Raw genomic sequence first — 15495 nt, 5'->3', positions numbered from 1 at the left:
GATCACCGGGACCGAGGACCGCCCCGTCGTCCTCGCCGACGAGCACGCGCACGCGTGGAGCCCGAAAACGGCCCGCACCCGCTTCCGGGAGGGCCTGACGGGCCCCACAGCGGGGGTCGCGGCCGGTCACACCCAGGTCAACCTCATCTCGGTGCCGGCCGACTGGGCCTACGACATGCTGCTGTTCTGCCAGCGCAACCCCAAGCCCTGCCCCGTCCTCGACGTCACGGACGCCGGATCCTGGACGACCGTGCTCGCCGACGGCGCGGATCTGCGCACCGATCTGCCGCGCTACCGGGTGTGGCGGGACGGCGAGTTGGTGGACGAGCCGACGGACGTGCGCGCCCACTGGCGGGACGACCTGGTGTCGTTCCTGATCGGCTGCAGCTTCACCTTCGAGTGGGCGCTGAGCGAGGCGGGCGTCCCGATCCGTCATGTCGAGCAGGGCCGCAACGTCCCGATGTACGTGACGAGTCGGCAGTGCCGTCCGGCGGGGCGGCTGCACGGGCCGCTGGTGGTGTCCATGCGGCCGGTGCCGCCCCCGCACCTGGCCGCGGCGATCCGGGAGAGCAGTCTGCTGCCGGCGGTGCACGGCAGCCCCGTGCACTGCGGCGATCCGGCGGGGCTCGGCATCGACGACCTCGGCCGTCCCGACTTCGGCGACCCGGTGGACACCGAACCGGACGACATCCCGGTGTTCTGGGCGTGCGGAGTGACCCCGCAGGCGGCCGTGATGGCCTCGCGTCCGCCGTTCGCCCTCACACACGCCCCGGGGCAGATGTTCCTCACCGACGCCCGCGACGAGCAGTACCGCGTGGCCTGACAGGAGATGCGACACGTGACCTCGATCGATCTGAACGCCGACCTCGGCGAGGGCTTCGGCCGCTGGCGGCTCACCGACGACGAACGGCTGCTGTCCGTGGTCACCAGCGCCAATGTGGCGTGCGGCTTCCACGCCGGGGACGCGGCCACCATGCGCCGGGTGTGCGAGCTGGCGGCCGAGCGCGGGGTACGGATCGGCGCCCAGGTGTCCTACCGGGACCTGGCCGGGTTCGGGCGGCGCGCGATGGACGTGCCGTCCGCCGAACTGGCGGCCGAAGTGGCCTACCAGATCGGCGCCCTGGAGGTCTTCGCCCGGGCCGCGGGCTCCCGCGTGTCCTACGTCAAACCGCACGGCGCGCTCTACAACCGGGTCGTGCACGACGAGGAGCAGGCCGCCGCGGTCGTCGACGGGGTGCTCCTCGCGGATGCCGCGCTGCCCGTGCTGGGCCTGCCCGGCTCGCGGCTGCTCGACCTCGCCGGGAAGTCCGGACTGCCGGTCGTCACGGAGGCGTTCGCGGACCGGGCGTACACCGACGCGGGCACGCTGGTGCCGCGCACGCGGGAGGGCGCCGTGGTCACCGACCCGGAGGCCGTCGTGGAGCGTTCGCTGAGCCTGGCCCGCTCGGGCGAGGTCTCCTCCCTCTCGGGGACCCGGATCGAGGTACGCGCGCGTTCCCTGTGCCTGCACGGCGACACGCCCGGCGCGGTGGACTTGGCGCGCCGGGTGCGGGGCCGTCTGGAGACGTCGGGCATCCGGGTGGAGGCCTTCGCATGAAGGTCCGGCCCGTCGGCGAGGACGCGCTGCTCGTCGAGGTCGCCTCGGGCGACGAGGCCCAAGCGCTGCACGCGGAGCTGCTGCGACGCCGCGCGGAGGGCTCGCTGTCGGCCCGTGAGATCGTCCCCGCGGCCCGCACGGTCCTCCTCGACGGCCTCGACTCCCCCGCCCGGCTGGCCGCCGAACTGACCGCGGCCGACCTGCCGCCCGCTCCCCCACGCACGCGTGAGGTGGTCGAGATCCCCCTGAGGTATGACGGCCCGGACCTGGCGGATGTCGCCGCGTACTGGGGCGTGCCGGAGCGGGAGGTCGCCCGCATCCACGCGGAGACGGAGTTCCGGGTCGCGTTCTGCGGCTTCGCGCCCGGCTTCGGCTATCTCACCGGGCTGCCGTCGCGCTACGACGTCCCGCGCCGGGCCACCCCGCGCACGGCCGTCCCCGCCGGGTCGGTGGCGCTGGCCGGCCCGTACACGGGCGTGTACCCGCGCTCGTCGCCGGGCGGCTGGCAGCTCATCGGCACGACGGACATCGTCCTGTGGGACCACGCGCGGGTGCCCGCCGCGCTGCTGTCGCCGGGCACACGCGTGCGGTTCGTCCCCGAGGCGGGGTCATGACGGATCGCGCCCTCGCCGTCGTACGGGCCGGTGCCCTGACCACCGTGCAGGACCTCGGCCGCCCCGGGCACGCCCATCTCGGTGTCCCCCGCTCCGGTGCCCTGGACGGGCCGGCCGCGGACCTCGTCAACCGGCTGGTCGGCAATCCGCGCGGGACGGCCGTGCTGGAGACGACGCTCAACGGCTGTGCCGTACGACCCCGTTCGACAGTCGTGATCGCGGTGGCGGGCGCGCACTGCCGGGTCACGGTGGACGGCCGGCCCGTCCCGTGGGGCGCGCCGGTGCGCGTGCCCGCCGGGGCGCTGCTGGACGTCGGTCCGGCGCTGTCGGGCGTCCGCGCGTACGTGGGTCTCTCCGGGGGCATCGCCGTCGAGCCCGTGCTCGGCAGCCGTTCGACGGACCTGCTGTCGGGGCTCGGCCCGGCCCCGCTCACGGACGGCACGGTGCTGCCGCTGGGTCGGCCGACCGGTGCGCACGCGCGCGTGGACGTCGCCCCGCAGCCGGCGCCGCCGTCAGAGCTGGTCCTGCGGGTGACGCTCGGCCCGCGCGACGACTGGTTCACGCCGGAGGCCATACGCGCTTTCCTCTCCCGCCCCTATCGGGTGTCCGCCTCCGGCAACCGCATCGGGCTGCGCACGGAAGGCCCCGCCCTGGAGCGGGCCCGGCACGGTGAACTCCCCAGCGAGGGCATGGTGCTGGGCGCGGTCCAGGTCCCGCCCGACGGGAGGCCGGTGGTGTTCCTGGCCGACCATCCGACCACCGGGGGTTATCCGGTGATCGCGGTGGTCCGGGCCGCCGACCTTCCGGCCGCCGCCCAGGCGGTTCCGGGTACGCCGGTGCGTTTCGTGGCCGTACGGCGTCGCTGAACCCGGTAGGAGCAGGCCGCCGAACGGGTCAGGCGGCGTCCGCCTGCTCCGCCACCGACAGCGCGGCCAGTGCTGCCGACACCGCCGCGGAGGCCCGCAGGTCGAGCCGGGCGCTGGTGCCCCGGGCGCGGTGCCGCAGCTCGTCGGCGGCCAGGGTCAGGAGCTGGGGCAGCAGGTCGGTGCAGCGGCGGGCCACCCAGCCGGTACCGGCCGTGGCCAGCCACCACAGGCTCGCGGATTTCGTCGGGACGGGGAAGTCGGGCTCGGGCGAGGGCGCGGGCCCCGTCGCGAGGCCGTGCTCGGCGAGCAGCGCGTGGAAGCGCAGGGCCAGTTGCCGGTGTCCCCGTTCGCCGGGGTGCAGCCGGTCCGCGCTCCACATGGCGCGGTCCGTGGTCCAGTCGCCCTCGCACGCGTGCAGGTGCAGGGCGTCGTACCGGTCGGACAGGGCGTGGACGACCGCGTTCACGGCCCGTTGCCGCCGGGCCAGCGGGTGGGCCAGGGCCCCCGGGAGTCCGAGCATCGTGCCCGGGTCGGGCAGGCACGCGGTGAGCAGGACCGCGCCCTGCTCGGTGCAGGCCTGGTACACCCGGTCGAGCCGGGCCGCCACGGCCTGGATGTCGAAGGTGCAGCGCAGGGTGTCGTTGACGCCGACGACGACGGACACCAGCTCGGGCCGCAGCTCCAGCGCGGCGGGCAGCTGCCGCTCCAGCACGTCCCGGGTCTGCGCCCCGCTCACCGCGAGGTTGGTGAACCGGGCGGGCCCCTCGGCGAGCCCGTCGGCGAGCAGCGCGGCCCAGCCGCGCCACCCGGTGCCGACGGGGTCGCCCACGCCCTCGCTCAGCGAGTCGCCGAGGGCCACGAAACGCGGGGCTCCCACGAACCGCGGGGGTCTCATGCCACGCCTCCGGGCACGTACGGGCGCACGGGGACGGCCGCGTCGTGCGCGGCGAGGAAGGCGTCGACCGCCGCGTTCCACCCGAAGCACTCCGCACGCGCGCGTGCTGCCTCGCGCCGGTCCGCCTCCAGGCCTTCCAGCAGCAGGTCCACGGCGTCCGCGAAGGCCTCCCCGTGGTCCGCGGCGACGGCCCCGGCGGAGCCGATCACCTCGGACAGCGCGGACGACGCGCTGGCCACCACGGGCGTGCCGCACGCCATGGCCTCCAGCGCGGCGAGCCCGAACGTCTCGGCGGGCCCGGGCGCCAGGGCGACATCGGCGGAGGCCTGGAGCGCGCCGAGCAGCCCGCGGTCGGAGACATGCCCGAGGAAGGTGACCGGCAAGGCGCTCTCGCGTGCCCGCTGTTCGAGCCGCGCGCGCAGCGGACCGTCGCCCGCGACCACCAGCCGCGCCCGTCGCCCGCGCCGCCGCAGCGTCTCCAGGGCGTCCAGTGCCGTACCGGGCCGCTTCTCCACGGACAGCCGGGAGCACATCACGAGCAGCGTCTCGTCCTCGCGCGCGTGCCGCGCCCGCAACTCCGGATCGCGCAGCGCCGGGTGCCGCTGTACCAGGTCGACGCCGAGCGGGGCCCGGACGACGTTGCGTGCCCCGATCCGCACGAACTCCCGCTCGGCGAACTCGGTGGTGCACACCACGCGCGCGTAGGTGTGGGCCGTACGGACGTTGAGGGCGTCGGCGGCACGCCGGGCGGCCCCCTCGGGCAGGCCCCAGGTGCGCAGCACGCCGTCGGCGGTCTCGTGGGAGACCATCACGGCCGGAATCCGGGCGCGCCGCGCCCACTTGCCGGTCCACCTGAGGGTCGTACGGTCGGACACCTCAAGCCGGTCCGGCGCGAGTTCCTCCAGCAGCCGGGCCACCCGCCGCCGGTCGGCGAGGACGCGATAGCCGCCGGTGCCGGGCAGCAGCGGTCCGGGGAGGGTGATCACCCTCCCCTGCTCGGTCTCGCGGTCGCTCGCCCGCTCGCCGGGGACGACGAGGACGGGCTCGTGCCCGGCCGCCTTGAAGCCCTTGCCGAGTTCGCGCAGGGCGGTGCGCAGACCGCCGGACGCGGGCGCGACGAAGTTGGCGAGGCGGACGATCCGCAGCGACTGGCCGGTCCCGAGCGCGCTCATGCCGCCACCACCGTCCTGCGCCCGGCGAGGACGTTCGCGTAGTGCCCGATGAGCTGGTCGCCGACGGCCGCCCAGGTGCGGCCCTCGACCGTGGCCCGCCCGGCGGCGCCGAAGGCGGCCCGCAGCCCCGGATCGGCGGCCAGGGCCCGCACGGCATCCCGTACGGCGGTCGCGTCGCGCGGCGGCACCAGCAGCCCGGTGTGCCCTTGGGCGACCAGGTCCAGCGGCCCGCCCGCGGCGGGCGCCACGACCGGCAGACCACTGGCCATGGCCTCCTGCACGGTCTGGCAGAAGGTCTCGAAGGGGCCCGTGTGCGCGAAGACGTCGAACGAGGCGAAGACCCGGGCGAGATCGTCACCGGTGCGGCGGCCGAGGAAGACCGCGCCGGGCAGCGCCTGCTCCAGGCCGGGCCGGCTGGGGCCGTCGCCGACGATCACGACCTTGACGCCCTCCAAGCCGCAGACACCGGCGAGGAGTTCGACCTGCTTCTCGGGGGCGAGTCGGCCGACGTAGCCGACGATCAGCTCGCCGCCCGGGGCCAGCTCGCGGCGCAGGGCCTCGTCGCGGCGGTCCGGCCGGAACCGTTCGGTGTCGACTCCGCGCGGCCACAGCTTGACCCGGGGCACCCCGTGCGTCTCCAGGTCGTTCAGGGCGGCGCTGGACGGGGCGAGGGTGAGGTCGGCGGCGCCGTGGACGGAGCGGATGCGCCGCCAGGCGGCGGCCTCTCCGGCGCCCATGTACGTACGGGCGTATCCGGCCAGGTCGGTCTGGTAGACGGCGACGGCGGGGACGCCGAGGCGGGCGGCGGCGGCCATGCCGCGCACGCCGAGGACGAAGGGGCTGGCGAGGTGGACGACATCGGCACGGTGCTCGATGAGGGTGGCGGCCAGGCGGCGGCTGGGGAGGGCGACGCGGACCTGGGGGTAGCCGGGGAGCGGGAGGGAGGGGACGTGGACGACGCGGCACGGCGCGGAGGCGTCGGGCTTGTTGCCGGGCGCCGGGGCCGGGGCGATGACGACGGGGGTGTGACCGCGATCGACGAGGTGCCGGGCGGTCTGGAGCGCGCAGTGGGCCACGCCGTTCACATCGGGGGGAAAGGATTCGGTCACGATGACGACACGCATACCGGTGTTGTCGCCGGGCCGGACGTGGCCGCGTCAACGTGGATCTTTCCGGACGAGGAACGTCCTATGAGCGTTCTGAGGTGCACCCGCGCAGGTCAGGCCGCGTCCATACGCTCCTGACCCGCGAGTCACCCCTCGTTCACCCGGGCGGCCTGAATCCGCCCCGGCGTCCTGGCGAAGAGGGGGTCACACAGCGGTCTCCTCGGGACCGATCCGGCTGCGTACGGCCGTCTGGACCTCGGCCTCCTCGGCGGGGTCGGCGGCGAGCCGGCGCAGTCGCTCCACGACCCGGGTGTCGCCGGTCTCGGCGTGCCGGGCGGCGAGTTCGCGGGTGGTCTCCTCGCAGTCCCAGAGGCATTCGACGGCGAAGCCGGTGGCGAAGGAGGGGTCGGTGGCGGCGAGGGCCCGGGCGGCCCGGCCGCGCAGATGGGAGGAGGCGGTCTCGCGGTAGACATGGCGGAGCACGGGTGCCGCGCAGGCGATGCCGAGCCGTCCGGTGCCGTCGACCAGGGTCCACAGGGTCGGGGCGTCGGGGCCTTCGCCGCGCACCGCCTCGCGTAGCGCCGCGAGGACCAGGTCCCGGTCGTGCACCCCGCCCAGGCAGGCGAGGACGCGTCCGGCGGCGGCACCCAGCTCGTCGGGCCGGTGGGCCCAGCCGCGCGCCCGGTCCACGGCCGTGAGACTGCGCATCCGTTCGAAGGAGTCGACGGCGGCCTCCACGACGACCGTCGAGCCGGTGGCCACGGCGGCCTCGATCAGGTCGAGTGCCTCGGGGTCGTTGCCCTCGGCGAGGTAGCGCAGGGCGGTGCACCGGGCTCCGTCGCCACCGTCCTTCGCGGCCCGGACGATCGCGGCCCGGTCCTCGGGACCGGCCACGGCGGTGAGGCAGCGGGCGGCCGGGACATGGAGTGCGGCACCCCGGTCGAGGCCCTGCTGGGCCCAATCGAAGACGGCTTGCACGCTCCAGCCCGGGCGCGGCCCCGTCGGCCGCATCTGCCGCTGCCAGCGGTCGAAACTGCCGGTCTCATGGGCGGCACGCACGCGGGTGGCGATGGATTCGCGCGGATCCTCGGCCCACAGCCGCCACGGCCGGGGCTCGAAGGCGTCGCGGACGGTCGCGGCCAGCTCGGCCTCGCCCTCCGGATCGGCCGGGAACCGGGCGAGGACGGGCGCGGCGAGGGCCCGCAGGCCGGCGTCATCGTCCCTGAGGGCGAGTTCGTCGAGGGCCCAGGCCCAGTTCGAGCCGTGGGCGGCGTACCTGCGCAGCAGTTCGAGCGCGTCCCGCCGGCCGTAGGAGGCGAGGTGCCCGAGGACGGCGAGGGCGAGGCCGGTGCGTGACTCCTCGGCGTCGAGGACGTCCTCGGCGTCGAAGAGATGGGCCTCGATCGCGTCCAGCTCGCCGTTCAGGTCGAGGTAGAGGCGGGCGTAGTAGAGGGAGCGGTTCTCCACCTGCCAGTCGTGGCGGGGATCGCGCAGCACACAGTGGTTCAGCGCCGCGAGCGCCTCGGGGCGCGGGGCGGTGAGCGCGTGCAGCGTGCCGTCGCCGCGGCCCCGTTGGAGCAGGCCGAGCAGCGTACCGCTGGGCGCTATGACCGGATCGAACATGGGAAACAGCCTCACATCAAGCGTCGACGCAACCGGGGACGTGTACTACCTGGCCGCGCGACAACACGTCGGAGTGCCCGCCGTTTCCTGCTTGCTGTAGACCATCTTCCTCTGCCTCTCGTCGGTGGCCCCTTGCGGACCGCGTCACGGCCCGCGCGGTGCGGCAACACCTGCCCAACCATCACGTCCGTGAACCACGTCGTCATGATGACTCGGCTCTTCCGTCTGCCGCGACCGAAATTTCGGCGGCCCTGTACCGCCTCCCCCGTTTTCTGTGTCGTTCCAGGTCAGACTGGTCGGCTCAGCGCTCGCCGAACAGTTCGAGCAGTTCCGTCCGGCCGAACATCCGAGCCGTGTCGACGGCCGACGGCGTGCCGGCGGACGGGTCGGCGCCGCCCTCCAGGAGGGCCTTGATGACGTCCGTCTCGCCCTTGAAGGCCGCTCCCGCGAGCGGGGTCTGGCCTCGGTCGTTCACCCGGTCGGCCTCGGCCCCGCGGGCGAGCAGCGCGCGCACCGCCTCGGAATGGCCGTGATAGGCGGCGAGCATCACGAGCGAGTCGCCGCGGTCATTGGTGAGGTTGGCCGGAACACCCGCGTCGACATACGCCACGAGCGCCTCGGTCCGTCCCCGCCGGGCCAGATCGAAGATCTTGGTCGCCAGCTCCACGACCTCGGGGTCGGGGACTTCGGTCATCGGCCGGACCGCCTCTCCACTGCTCATCACGTCGGGTGCGCACGCCTGCGAATGGTGCAGCCGTACGAGTGAATCGCCAGGGTACTGGCTCGCGCGGCACATGACCCGATGTGCCCGAGGTAAAGATCACCACAGACCCGGGCGAGCACAACACCCCAGCTCGACCGGTTCCGGACCACGCCGCAGCCTGGGAGAAACCACCCGATTTCCACCCAGTTGCACCTTTTATCGTATGGATACATCCTGTGAGCCTGGAAGTACTCATGGTGACTGTCCCCGCGAACCAGGAGAACCCAAATGATCCTCTCCATCTCAGGCGTGGTCCTGCTCGGCATCGTCGTCTTCATCTTCTTCCGCAAGGACGGCCTCAAGGCGTCGCACGCCGTGGTCGCGATGCTCTTCGGCTTCTACCTGGCCAGCACGGCCATCGCCCCGAGCATCAAGGCAGGCGGCGAGAGCCTGGCGAGCCTCCTGGGCGGAATCAAGTTCTGACGGCCCCGCACGCCGTGCGCATCCCGCCCGTACGCACTCATCGGAGGCAGCAGTGGCCCGGCGTCCCCTCCCCCGCATCCTGAGCAACGGCAGCGCGCAGCTCGTCCGGAGCCGGGAGCTGGCCCGAACGGCCGCCGACAGCGCCACGGACGTCCTCCATCCGCTGATCACGATCACGCGCGGACTGCGCCGGCTGGCAGCGGCCGGACGGCGCAGATGGAGCGAGACCCCCAAGGAGAAACGGGGAGCGCTGCTGTTCCTGGTGGCCTCCGTGATCCTCGTCGTGGCCCTGATGCCGTACGGACCGCTGCTCGCCGCCATCACCCTGATGGCGGCGGCCGCATGGCAGGGCCGGGAACGCGCCGCGGCGGCGTCCGACGGGCCCGACGAGTCGCAGACCCAGCGCCTGCAGTCCCTGTACGAAGCGCTCGTGCCGTACTTCTCCACCGCCGAGGACCCCGAGCCGCTCTACTCCCACGGCGGCTCCTGGGAGAAGGCCTTCCCCACCTACGCCTTCGACGGCGGCGGCCGGATCTCGCATCTGGTGATCCACTACCCGGCGTACTTCGCCGACGGCGAGGCCGAGTCACGCGCCCGGATCGAGGGCCTGCTCGCGGCCAAGTCGGGCCGGGGGCGCGAATACCACTTCTCGTGGGAAGAGGAGGGCAACCAGTTGACGGTCAGCGTGCTCATGCCGCTCGCCGTCGACATCGCCGCCCAGCGCTTCGTCACCGCTCCGGGCGAGACGGTCCTCGGCTTCACCGACCCGACCCTGGTCCAGCGCACCCTCCCGCTCGTCCACGGCGAGCAGCAGCGGGACGTGCCCCCGGTGCTGTGGCGCACGGGCCTGCGCTCCACCGAGCCCCATCTGCTCGCCCTCGGCCAGCCGGGCACCGGCACCTCGACGCTGCTGCGGTCCATCGCCCTGCAGGCCCTCCAGCACGGCGACGTGGTGATCGTCGACGGCGGCGGCACCGGCGAATACGCCTGCCTGACCGGCCGGGACGGCGTACTGGCCGTCGAATGCGGCCTGCCCGGGGTGGTGGCGAGCCTGGAGTGGGCCGCGACCGAGACGGAACGTCGGCTGATCGCCGCCAACCGGGCCCACCAGGAGGGCGAGCCGCCGCCGGACGACACCAAGCGTCCGCTGTGGATCCTCCTGGACCGTCCGACGGCGTTCACCCATCTGGCCGCCGCGCAGGACCGCAAGGACCCGCAGTCCCTCCTCCAGGTCCCGCTCCGGCACGGCCGCCCGGCGAATGTGACGGTGGTCGTGGCCGAGCAGCTCGACACCATGGACGCCCTCGGCGAGCCGGTACGGCAGCACACCCGCGCACGCGTGGTCCTCGGCCCGGCGACGGCCGAGCAGCTCGAGTCCGTCCTCGGCGCGCCCCCGCACACCACCCCCGTCGAGGAGGTCCCGCCCGGCCGCGGCTACGCCCGCCTGGGCCTCGGCCCGGTCCACCGCCTCCAGGTCCCGGCCACGCCGAACCCCTACGACGACACCACGTCCGACGCCCACCGCCAGGCGGTCCTGGATCTCCTCCCGCCCCGCACGACACCGGCGGACGGCGAGACGGTCCCCGACCCGGAGGGCACGGAGGCGAAGCCGCTCACGACGGACCCCAAGCCGGAACCCGCTCCTGACCCGGTACCGGTCCTGACCAAGCCGAAGGACACGATCCCGAACCCGGTACCGGTCCTGACCAAGCCGACAAAGACGAAGGCAAAGGCGACCTAGCCACGCCGGACGCCCCGGCCACGCCGGCCGGGCGCCGGGACCGGCCCGGCGGCGGCTGCGCCTTGCGCGGCTGAGCCGCGGAGCCCTACGCCACGAACGTCCGCGGCGCCTCACCGCCCCCCGCGCCGCCCTCCTCCACGATCCGCGCCGCCGCGGCCAGCCGCACAGCCGCCTCCTCGGCCACCGCGCCCCCCACGGTGAACGGCAGCCGCACATACCCCTCGAACGCGCCGTCCACGCCGAACCGAGGCCCGGACGGCACTCGCACGCCGACCCGCTCCCCCGCCTCGGCGAGCCGCGACCCGGAGAGCCCGCCGGTCCGCACCCACAGCGTCAGACCGCCCTGTGGCACCTCGAACTCCCACCCGGGCAGCTCTCGCCGCACCGCCGCCACGAGTTCGTCGCGGTTCTCCCGGGCCTGCTCGCGCCGCACCTCCACGGCCTGTTCCCAGCCCCCTGTCCCGAACAGCCAGTTGACGGCCAGCTGCTCCAGCACGGGCGTGCCGAGGTCGGCGTAGGCCCGGGCGGCGACCAGGCTGCGGATCACGTCCGGCGCGGCCCGCACCCATCCGATGCGCATGCCGGCCCAGAACGCCTTGCTCGCCGACCCCACCGTGATCACCGTGGACCCGGCCCGGTCGAAGGAGCACACCGGCTTCGGCATCCGCACGTCCGGGTCGAGCCACAGCTCGCTCATCGTCTCGTCGGCGATCAGCACGGTCCCCGCGGAGCGCGCCGCGTCGACCAGTTGCCGCCGCTGGTCCTCGTCCGCGAGCGCGCCGGTCGGGTTGTGGAAGTCGGCGACGACGTACGCGATCCGGGGCGCGGCGTCCCGCAGGACCTGCCGCCAGCGGTCCATGTCCCAGCCGGTGAGCCCCTCGGCCATCGCGACGGGCACCAGCCGGGCCCCGGCCTCCCGCATCAGCTGGAGGATGTTGGCGTACGAGGGCGACTCGACGGCGATGCGCTCGCCCCGCCCGGCGAACAGATGGCAGATCGCGTCGATCGCGCCCATCGCCCCGGTCGTCACCATGATCTGCTCGGGCATGGTCGGGATCCCGCGCGCGGTGTACCGCTCGGCGATCATCGACCGCAGCGCCGGCAGCCCGGCGGGATAGTCGCCGTGCGTGTGCGCGTACGGCGGCAGCTCCTCCAGGGCGCCCTGCACGGCCCGGGTCAGCCAGGGCTCGGGAGCGGGCAGCGCCGCACAGCCCAGGTCGATCATCGAGCCGAGGGTCTCGGGCGGCAGCGGTTCCAGTCCGCGCGCGGGCAGCGGGTTCCCGGCCGGTACGGCGGTCCAGCTCCCCGCGCCGCGCCGGGACTCCAGGAAGCCCTCGCCCCGCAGCGCCTCGTACGCCGCGGCGACCGTCGTGCGGCTGACGGACAGGGAGAGGGCGAGTTCCCGCTCGGCGGGCAGCCGGGCGGCAACCGGCACCCGTCCTTCGAGCACCAGCAGGCGGATGCCGTCGGCGAGCGCGCGATAGGCGGGCGGGCGGCGGGTGCCGGGCCCTGCCGGGCGCTCCTGCTGGGAGTTGAGCAGTCGGGCGAGCTGTGCCGCACCCACGGCCGAAGTCCACTGCGCCATCGGAATCAGTCCACCTTCCCCGGATTGGCCATGGATGACCTCTCCATCCAAGCCACAGGGTGTCATGCATCAGTCCACTCGCACCACTGGAGGGCACATCATGGCCACGCGGCGCCATCTCACCCGGCGGCTGACCCAGCTCTACGCCGGTCTCGCGCTGTACGGCGCGAGTTCGGCGCTGCTCGTCCGGTCCGGGCTCGGACTGGAGCCGTGGAACGTGCTGCACCAGGGCCTCGCCGAACGGACGGGGCTGTCGATCGGCGTGGTGCTGACGATCGTGGGCGCGGCGGTGCTGCTCACCTGGATCCCGCTGCGCCAGCGGCCGGGCCTGGGCACGGTCTCCAACGTGCTGGTCATCGGCATGGCCATGGACGCGACACTGGCCCTGGTGCCCGACGCGCACGGGATGGTGGCGCGCGTGACGCTGTTGGTGGCGGGGATCGTCCTGAACGGCGCGGCGACCGGCCTGTACATCGCGGCGCGCTTCGGCCCGGGTCCGCGCGACGGCCTGATGACGGGCCTGCACCAGCGCACGGGGGTCTCGATCCGCGTGGTGCGCACGGCCATCGAGTTCACGGTCGTGGCGACGGGCTTCGTCCTGGGCGGCACCGTCGGCATCGGCACCGTGCTCTACGCGGTCTCGATCGGCCCGCTCGCCCAGCTGTTCCTGCGCGTGTTCGCCGTCCCCGCGGCATCCGGCGGCAGCACGGTCGTTGCCACCGGTCAACCCCGAGGAGCGATACTGCGTCCGTGACCCCGCGGATACGCCATCCCTATCTCGACCACCCCGGCCCCATCGCCTTCGCCCACCGGGGCGGGGCCGCGGACGGCCTGGAGAACACCGTGCGGCAGTTCCGGTGCGCCGTCGAGGCGGGCTACCGGTACATCGAGACCGACGTCCACACCACCCGGGACGGCAAGCTCGTCGCCTTCCACGACGCGACCCTGGACCGGGTGACGGACGGCGCCGGCCGGATCGCCGACCTGCCGTGGGACGAGATACGGCACGCGCGCGTGGCGGGCCAGGAGCCGCTGCCCCTCTTCGAGGAGCTCCTGGAGACCTTCCCCGAGGTGCGCTGGAACGTGGACGTCAAGGCGGAGGCCGCCCTGCTGCCCTTCCTGGACCTGGTCGGGCGCACGGACGCCTGGGACCGGATCTGCCTCGGCTCGTTCTCCGAGGCCCGCGTGGTGCGCGCCCAGCGGCTGGCCGGCCCGCGTCTGGCCACGTCGTACGGCACCCGGGGCGTGCTCAACCTGCGGCTGCGCTCCTGGGGGCTGCCCGCCGCGGTGCGCCGCTCGGCGGTCGCTGCCCAGGTCCCCGAGATCCAGTCCGGCATCCAGGTCGTGGACCGCCGCTTCCTGCACGCCGCCCACGCCCGCGGGCTCCAGGTGCATGTGTGGACCGTCAACGACCCCGAGGGCATGCACCGGCTCCTGGACCTGGGTGTGGATGGCATCATGACCGATCACATCGACACGTTGCGCAAGGTCATGGAGGACCGCGGCGTCTGGGTCTGACACCCCGCCCCGCCGCCCTCCGCGCGTTCACGGGGAAGCGAGGGCACGGGTGGGCACCGACACCGTGCGGACACCGCAGGACGACGGGGCGGCTGATCTCAAACGCGAGCAGCGCGGCTGGTACTTCTACGACTGGGCGTGCTCCGTCTACTCGACGAGCGTGCTCACCGTCTTCCTGGGCCCCTATCTGACCTCGGTCGCCGAGTCGGCCGCCGACGCCGAGGGGTACGTCCACCCCCTCGGGATCCCGGTGCGCGCCGGGGCCTTCTTCGCGTACTCGGTGTCCCTGTCGGTGATCGTGGCCGTGCTGGTGATGCCCTTGGTGGGCGCCGCCGCCGACCGCACCGGCCGCAAGAAGCCGCTGCTCGCGATCGCCGCCTACACGGGCGCCACGGCCACGGCGGCCATGTTCTTCCTGGACGGCGACCGCTATCTGCTGGGCGGGGCCCTCCTGGTCGTCGCGAACGCGGCCCAGTCCGTGGCGATGATGCTCTACAACTCCTATCTGCCGCAGATCGCCCCGCCCGAGCAACGGGACGCGGTCTCCTCCCGCGGCTGGGCCTTCGGCTACGCCTCGGGATCGCTGGTCCTCGTCGCCAACCTCGTCCTCTATACGGGGCACGAGAGCTTCGGCATCTCCGAGAGCACGGCGGTCCGCATCTGCCTGGCGTCGGCCGGTCTGTGGTGGGGCGCGTTCGCCCTCATCCCGCTCCGGCGGCTGCGCGACCGCAGGGCCGCCGCGCGCGAGGGAGCACTCCCCGGCTTCCGGCAGCTCGCGGCGACCGTCCGCGACATGCGCCGCCACCCACTGACCCTGGCCTTCCTGCTCGCATACCTCGTCTACAACGACGGCATCCAGACGGTGATCTCCCAGGCCTCGGTCTACGGCTCGAAGGAACTGGGCCTCGGGCAGTCCACCCTGATCGGCGCCATCCTGCTGGTGCAGGTGCTGGCGGTGGCGGGCGCGCTGACGATGGGCCGGCTGGCCCGGACCTACGGGGCCAAGCGCACCATCCTCGGCTCGCTGGTCGCGTGGACGGTGACGCTGGCGGCCGGATTCTTCCTGCCGGCCGGGGCGCCGGTGTGGTTCTTCGTCCTGGCCGCCGGGATCGGCCTGGTCCTCGGCGGCAGCCAGGCGCTGTCCCGCTCCCTGTTCTCCCACCTCGTCCCGCCGGGGAAGGAGGCCGAGTACTTCGCGGCGTACGAGATGAGCGACCGCGGCATGAGCTGGCTCGGGCCCCTGCTGTTCGGGCTCACCTACCAGCTCACCGGGAGCTACCGGGACGCGATCATCTCGCTGGTCGGCTTCTTCGTCATCGGATTCGTCCTGCTCCTGCGGGTACCCGTGGGGCGTGCGATCCGTGAAGCGGGGAATCCGGTTCCTGACAAGATTTAGCACTCGGCGCGAAAGGGCTGTAGTGTACGCGTTTGGCCTGCCAGGCGTACCGTTACTGCGCGTCAAAGATGCCGAAACGCTGGGTTACATCTGCTAGCAGATGTGACAAACCGGGCGCTGGTGGGTACTGCAAGGGTTGACAAGGCTGCGGCTACGACGGCGACGCATGACCCGGAACGGGACTCGGAACGGGAAT

Annotated in this window: 15 protein-coding genes; 9 read left to right on the top strand and 6 right to left on the bottom strand. The window is 73.7% G+C overall.

Annotation, left to right across the window (positions count from 1 at the left end):
* Position 1: 1 nt before the first annotated feature.
* From NNW99_RS32415 to NNW99_RS32400, 4 genes are read left to right on the top strand one after another with little or no spacing between them, the layout of a single operon-like run.
* The gene (locus tag NNW99_RS32415; protein ID WP_215124533.1) at positions 2-823 is read left to right on the top strand and encodes a putative hydro-lyase; all 822 of its coding nucleotides are present in this window, start codon (positions 2-4) and stop codon (positions 821-823) included.
* A 15-nt stretch (positions 824-838) separates the two neighbouring features.
* The gene (locus NNW99_RS32410; protein ID WP_215122697.1) at positions 839-1597 is read left to right on the top strand and encodes a LamB/YcsF family protein; all 759 of its coding nucleotides are present in this window, start codon (positions 839-841) and stop codon (positions 1595-1597) included.
* Positions 1594-2211, top strand: a complete 618-nt coding sequence (locus tag NNW99_RS32405; protein WP_215122696.1) for an allophanate hydrolase subunit 1 — start codon at positions 1594-1596, stop codon at positions 2209-2211. Before NNW99_RS32410 ends, NNW99_RS32405 begins: the two co-directional genes overlap by 4 nt.
* Entirely contained in the window at positions 2208-3077 is an 870-nt protein-coding gene (locus tag NNW99_RS32400) for a biotin-dependent carboxyltransferase family protein (RefSeq protein WP_215122695.1), read from the top strand. Before NNW99_RS32405 ends, NNW99_RS32400 begins: the two co-directional genes overlap by 4 nt.
* Before the next feature lie 28 nt (positions 3078-3105).
* Here NNW99_RS32400 and NNW99_RS32395 read toward each other — a convergent pair whose 3' ends face one another.
* The 5 genes from NNW99_RS32395 to NNW99_RS32375 all read right to left on the bottom strand — a co-directional run bounded on the left by NNW99_RS32395 (position 3106) and on the right by NNW99_RS32375 (position 8567).
* Positions 3106-3972, bottom strand: a complete 867-nt coding sequence (locus tag NNW99_RS32395; RefSeq protein ID WP_215122694.1) for an SGNH/GDSL hydrolase family protein — start codon at positions 3970-3972, stop codon at positions 3106-3108.
* Complete coding sequence (locus tag NNW99_RS32390; protein ID WP_215122693.1) at positions 3969-5144, bottom strand: glycosyltransferase; 1176 nt, start codon at positions 5142-5144, stop codon at positions 3969-3971. The genes NNW99_RS32395 and NNW99_RS32390 overlap by 4 nt, the downstream gene beginning before the upstream one ends.
* Entirely contained in the window at positions 5141-6268 is a 1128-nt protein-coding gene (locus NNW99_RS32385; RefSeq protein WP_215122692.1) for a glycosyltransferase family 1 protein, read from the bottom strand. The genes NNW99_RS32390 and NNW99_RS32385 overlap by 4 nt, the downstream gene beginning before the upstream one ends.
* A gap of 186 nt (positions 6269-6454) precedes the next feature.
* Positions 6455-7873 carry a HEAT repeat domain-containing protein gene (locus NNW99_RS32380; protein ID WP_215122691.1) on the bottom strand — a complete coding sequence of 473 codons (1419 nt, stop codon included), beginning with the start codon at positions 7871-7873 and terminating at the stop codon, positions 6455-6457.
* A gap of 301 nt (positions 7874-8174) precedes the next feature.
* A complete protein-coding gene (locus NNW99_RS32375) occupies positions 8175-8567 on the bottom strand; it encodes an ankyrin repeat domain-containing protein (RefSeq protein WP_215122690.1) in 393 nt (130 codons plus the stop codon).
* A gap of 297 nt (positions 8568-8864) precedes the next feature.
* On the opposite strand from NNW99_RS32375, the gene NNW99_RS32370 reads away from it, so the two are divergent.
* A complete protein-coding gene (locus NNW99_RS32370) occupies positions 8865-9059 on the top strand; it encodes a hypothetical protein (protein WP_030843336.1) in 195 nt (64 codons plus the stop codon).
* Positions 9060-9111: 52 nt separating this feature from the next.
* Entirely contained in the window at positions 9112-10800 is a 1689-nt protein-coding gene (locus NNW99_RS32365) for a hypothetical protein (RefSeq protein WP_215122689.1), read from the top strand.
* Between the two features lie 85 nt (positions 10801-10885).
* Here the strand turns inward: NNW99_RS32365 and NNW99_RS32360 are convergent, their stop codons facing one another.
* Entirely contained in the window at positions 10886-12385 is a 1500-nt protein-coding gene (locus tag NNW99_RS32360; RefSeq protein WP_215122688.1) for a PLP-dependent aminotransferase family protein, read from the bottom strand.
* Positions 12386-12449: 64 nt separating this feature from the next.
* Here NNW99_RS32360 and NNW99_RS32355 point away from each other — a divergent pair, with 64 nt between their 5' ends.
* From NNW99_RS32355 to NNW99_RS32345, 3 genes are read left to right on the top strand one after another with little or no spacing between them, the layout of a single operon-like run.
* Positions 12450-13139, top strand: coding sequence for a YitT family protein (locus NNW99_RS32355; protein WP_370869174.1), 690 nt, complete (start codon positions 12450-12452; stop codon positions 13137-13139).
* Positions 13136-13903: a glycerophosphodiester phosphodiesterase gene (locus NNW99_RS32350; protein WP_215122686.1), complete on the top strand. Its 768-nt coding sequence runs from the start codon at positions 13136-13138 to the stop codon at positions 13901-13903. Before NNW99_RS32355 ends, NNW99_RS32350 begins: the two co-directional genes overlap by 4 nt.
* Before the next feature lie 49 nt (positions 13904-13952).
* The gene (locus NNW99_RS32345) at positions 13953-15299 is read left to right on the top strand and encodes an MFS transporter (protein WP_215122685.1); all 1347 of its coding nucleotides are present in this window, start codon (positions 13953-13955) and stop codon (positions 15297-15299) included.
* Positions 15300-15495 lie beyond the last annotated feature (196 nt).

Origin of the sequence: Streptomyces sp. CRCS-T-1 (genome assembly GCF_024442335.1) — a bacterium.
Lineage (GTDB): Bacteria > Actinomycetota > Actinomycetes > Streptomycetales > Streptomycetaceae > Streptomyces > Streptomyces koelreuteriae.
Note: the sequence above shows the minus strand (reverse complement) of the source record. Positions and strands in the feature narration are given on the sequence as shown.

Coding starts and splice junctions, on each gene's coding strand:
- NNW99_RS32405 (WP_215122696.1), top strand. CDS start 1,594: ATGAAGGTCCGGCCCGTCGGCGAGGACGCGCTGCTCGTCGAGGTCGCC.
- NNW99_RS32400 (WP_215122695.1), top strand. CDS start 2,208: ATGACGGATCGCGCCCTCGCCGTCGTACGGGCCGGTGCCCTGACCACC.
- NNW99_RS32395 (WP_215122694.1), bottom strand. CDS start 3,972: ATGAGACCCCCGCGGTTCGTGGGAGCCCCGCGTTTCGTGGCCCTCGGC.
- NNW99_RS32390 (WP_215122693.1), bottom strand. CDS start 5,144: ATGAGCGCGCTCGGGACCGGCCAGTCGCTGCGGATCGTCCGCCTCGCC.
- NNW99_RS32385 (WP_215122692.1), bottom strand. CDS start 6,268: ATGCGTGTCGTCATCGTGACCGAATCCTTTCCCCCCGATGTGAACGGC.
- NNW99_RS32380 (WP_215122691.1), bottom strand. CDS start 7,873: ATGTTCGATCCGGTCATAGCGCCCAGCGGTACGCTGCTCGGCCTGCTC.
- NNW99_RS32375 (WP_215122690.1), bottom strand. CDS start 8,567: ATGACCGAAGTCCCCGACCCCGAGGTCGTGGAGCTGGCGACCAAGATC.
- NNW99_RS32370 (WP_030843336.1), top strand. CDS start 8,865: ATGATCCTCTCCATCTCAGGCGTGGTCCTGCTCGGCATCGTCGTCTTC.
- NNW99_RS32360 (WP_215122688.1), bottom strand. CDS start 12,385: ATGGCGCAGTGGACTTCGGCCGTGGGTGCGGCACAGCTCGCCCGACTG.
- NNW99_RS32355 (WP_370869174.1), top strand. CDS start 12,450: ATGCATCAGTCCACTCGCACCACTGGAGGGCACATCATGGCCACGCGG.